General features: G+C 61.7%; 2 protein-coding genes. Both read left to right on the forward strand.

The annotated features are described in order from the left end of the window. Nucleotides 1-307: hypothetical protein (locus tag KGZ89_08175; protein MBS3974824.1), on the forward strand; the 307-nt coding region annotated here is incomplete at its 5' end. Beyond that, nucleotides 304-4,032: helicase (locus tag KGZ89_08180; protein MBS3974825.1), on the forward strand; the 3,729-nt coding region annotated here is incomplete at its 3' end. The genes KGZ89_08175 and KGZ89_08180, both read left to right, overlap by 4 nt.

The raw sequence follows: 4,032 nt of genomic DNA on the forward strand, positions 1-4,032 counted from the left end.
GCGCGTCACCAACATCGAAGCAGCCAAGACCGCGGAGATGAACATTCTTGGCATCGGCCAGGCCGCCGAGGTCCGCAAGTCCTTGGTGAGCGTGCTGCGCGCCATTCACTTCATGGAAAGCGAGAAGCCATCTATGAAGTCGGTGCTGCTGCCCGTGCTCGACCCCTTCGACTGGGCGAATCCGACCAAGACGGCGCAAAGCGGAGAAATCGAAGTCATGCGTCGCAGAGGCAGTCGCTCGGTCCTGCTGTCATTGCCTGCAATGCTGGCTCATGTCACGAAGGTCCTCCACAAGGAGTCCGAGTGACGAATTTCACGGCTGAACTCACCTTTCAGCAGCAGGCTGTTCTCTGGGGACAAGCCTACGAGGTCCTTGTCAAGCGAGGCGCTCTGGCCTGCTTGATTGAACAAGGTCTCGTGCAGCGCGACCGCCCCGGGTTGCGTCACTGGAGCGAAACCAAGCTGCTGGAGGTTTCTCGCAGGCTCTCGCGCGAGCTCGACGTTGTCGACCCCGCAGGGCGCGAAGTCGTCAACGCCGCCGTGGGCCACCTGGCGCTCACGGCATACGGTGTCGGCTACACCGCAATGCGTGCCTATCTGCGCCAGGTCAAATCGTGCTTCAAGAACCCCACCGAGCTCAAGGTCCGCACTTTATGGTGTCCGCTGACGCTGCCTGGCGAGTCGACGCTCGAGCTGGCTTCGCGGGTAGAAACCCGCGAAGCCTTCTGCGAGGAGTTTGGGCTCACCGGCGTTGCCGACCCCGACTGGTCGCGCAAGGGGCAGCCAGCTAATTCGGACTTCACGCTCTGGCTAACAGGCCCGGCATCGCAAGACGACTATCTGCTCGTGCAGGAGTATTCGTACAGCATGCCCGCGCAACTCCAGGACTTCCGCGAGCAAGGCGCCCATCTGGATGAGTTGATGCGGCATCGACGCATCGTGGACTCGCGCAGCGTCTTCGCACGGGTCGCAGCGGAGGTCGAGGGCGAGTCCTTCGAGCTCTCAGGCGACCTCAAGAGCTACCTCGGCGCGCTGACATCGCACGACAAGCCCCTGTACAAGCTGTGCCAGGCCAGCTCCTATGCCGAGGCAACCGTTCATCTGCTGCAAAAGCGAGACGTCTTGAAAAAGGCCTGCACTGCGCGCGCTCTGGCCATCACGCCCAACGGACTGGAGAGCCTGTCGGCCCGATTTGACCCCCAAAAAGAACCGCAGCCTCGTCAGAAACTGATGGCCGAGATGGGTCGGGCATACCGTGAGAGCGTAAAACTCGACGACGGCGACGAGGCAGCCCTGGAGTCCCAGGTCGAGGCGGTCTTCAAGGGCATGGTCGCAAAGCTGCCCTCGCGCCTGCGCAAGGAATTCAAACGTCTTGCCGGCGAGGCCCCCAGACCGGGTGAGGACTTCACGTTCGACCTGGACGAGACGGTTGCGAACTTCTCGAACCCTGCGCAGGAGTTCGAGCTCAGCACGGCGCAGTCGATGGTGGACGAATGCGATGCACTCAACAAGTACTTTGGCGCGTCGGCGCGCGAAGCGGTAGCTGCCGAGATGCGGACTCTCGCACGAGGAAGGCCCACGCTATCCCTGCGTGACATACATGCTGCGGCTATCGTTGCGGGCCTCAAGAGCGCAAGGGTCGGCACGCTCAACGTCTTGGCGCTCGAAGGAAACCCAGGCATCGGCAAGACTACGGCCATTCGAACGCACCTGGGCCAGAAGGAGGGGGGCTACCTCTTTCTGTACGTGAGCCCTCGGGTGGTCATCAACCGCGACGTGACGCAGAGCCTCGCTCGAGGTCAGACGCAAGAGCCCACTGGCATTCTGACCCTCACGACGAATGCTCAAATCATCGCCGCAGCCGAGCGCTGGCATGCCAAGCAAGTGGCGTTGGGGTTGGCCACGAAACATAAAGTCTCGTGCGCCGTGGTGGCCGACGGGGTGCAAGACCTCATCAAGCCCGTCAACTCCGCGCTGCTCGTGCTCGAGCCGAAGGACGAAGAGACCATCGATGCGGAACACGCCGCAACCAGGCTGAGCAAGGACCAGCTGTCGGAGCACGAAGACCGGGTCCGCGACCGCCCCCTCATGGGCGTCCTCAAGGGCATGGCACTGACGGCAAGAGAGCTGCTACATCTCAACCCGGGGGTCAACCGAATGGTCCTGACGGCAGCGCTTCAGGGCTTTCGTGAGCGAGTAAAGGGTGCGACCACCATCGAGGCGCTATCGAGCCTCTTCGCAAATCCAGCGTCCAAGGCCGCTGGCAGGCAGGAGCGAGCGCAGTTTGCAAAGAAAATGCCCACCATTGTCGTCATGGTGGACGAACTCGCAGGCGATGGGGCCGGTGCGCCTTTCGTGCACGCCGTAGCGCAATGGCTGAACGACGAGTTCATAGAGTGCTTTGAGGACGCGGATGAAGAAAGCCCCTTCACCGTGACATTGGTCGTCTCCGACGCCTCCCTGGGCAATGAAGTCGTCATCGAGCGCTACCTCAACGCTGGCGACAACGCTCCCGACAAGGTGCTGGTGTCCAAGTCCGGGGGAGAACGTCCTTTTCGCCTCGCAGTGACCGATGTCAAAATTGCTCGGCGCAAGCGCCAGACGCTGCACGTGATGACGAACAGCTTTCCCGCCAGCGAGCTTCACATCCACTACCGGGTGAAGATGACCGGGCTGCAGCTGGAGGAGTCCAAGCGCAACCCAGGAGAGCTGCAATCGCCGCGAGAGGCCATCCGTGACCAGACGGGCGACGCAATGAGGCGCCGCGCGGCAGACGAAGTCCTCAAGGCACTGGACGCCGGCGCCAGGCAAGTCATCTACTTCGCCCAGGACAAGCTGTTTTTGCGGGACCTGCGCGCCATGCTGCTCGAGGAAGCAGCGCAAACACTGCATCATGGCAACGTACACATTCTCGACGCTTCGGTGCCTGCCTGGCGCCGCAAGAAACTCGTGAGCCCTGAAACGCGCGACGACGCGCGCGTGTTTCTCATGACTTCCTCAGGTGCACGAGGGGTGTCGTTTCCTCGGACCGACTGGATTATTGCCAACGTGCCGCGCTTCAACATCGAAGCCGGGCTCATGGAGATTGCCCAGCTCATCTATCGCGGACGCGGTCAATACAAGAATAGCGCTGGCGAGACCGTCTCTGGCGACAACGTGCCACGGCACTTGGTGATGACCGTCGACGACTACATCGTCGCCGAGGACAAAATCGACAAGCGCCAGTGGCTCGCACAGTCCATCGACTTGTTGACGCTTCTGGTGATGCTGCGCTGCACCATCCTCACGCGCATCACGGGGGACTCGGACCTGCGGCAGAAGATTGCACTGGTGCCCGTCGGAGCCGTCGGCCTCGACGAGCTCGTCAGCCTGATGTCGCAGTACGTCTCCCAGTTTAGGAAGGAGGCGGAGCTCTTCAAGAAGCATGGCAGGAACAGGGAGCTCCAGGAGCTCGCTGGACGCGCCCTGGCGAACGTTGACGAAATCTTTTCCAAGGCAAAACTCGAAGGCGTTGCTAAGCGAGGCGCGGACGGGCGCACGCTGGTCAAGAGCGATTGCATGCGCAATCTCGTCGAGCTAGCCTCGACTTCGATTTCTTCGCTGCTGGTTGCCGCCGAGCATGGCACGAGCCTGCCCGACCACGTGAGCTTCTCGGGCCCTGCAATCGTCGAGAGATGGGCCGACTTCGAGAAGCAGGAAGTCTTCGCATTCGAGGGGCATGAAACGCAGATAAACCGCGCAAGCCGAGCTCTCATGGGTCAGCTCAAGGCAATTGACGAGGAGCGGGAGTTTGCGCCTGCGCTGCGCAACCCAGCGGCAAGCCTGCGCAAGTTGCTTCAGCGAGAGCGGCACGATGCGGCCAACGAGTTTCGAACGCTCAAGGAGTTGAAGTCGCCCAACACGTGGGTAGCGGTGCCGGCGGGGTACTATCAGTTCATGTTTTCGCAGACCCACGAAGTCGGCAAGCCCTTTCGACTTGACGACCAGCCCTTGTGGCAGGAAGCGCTCGGCAGGACGCTCAACACCGGCTCG

Source organism: Actinomycetota bacterium (assembly GCA_018334075.1).
In the GTDB taxonomy this organism is placed as follows: domain Bacteria; phylum Actinomycetota; class Coriobacteriia; order Anaerosomatales; family UBA912; genus JAGXSC01.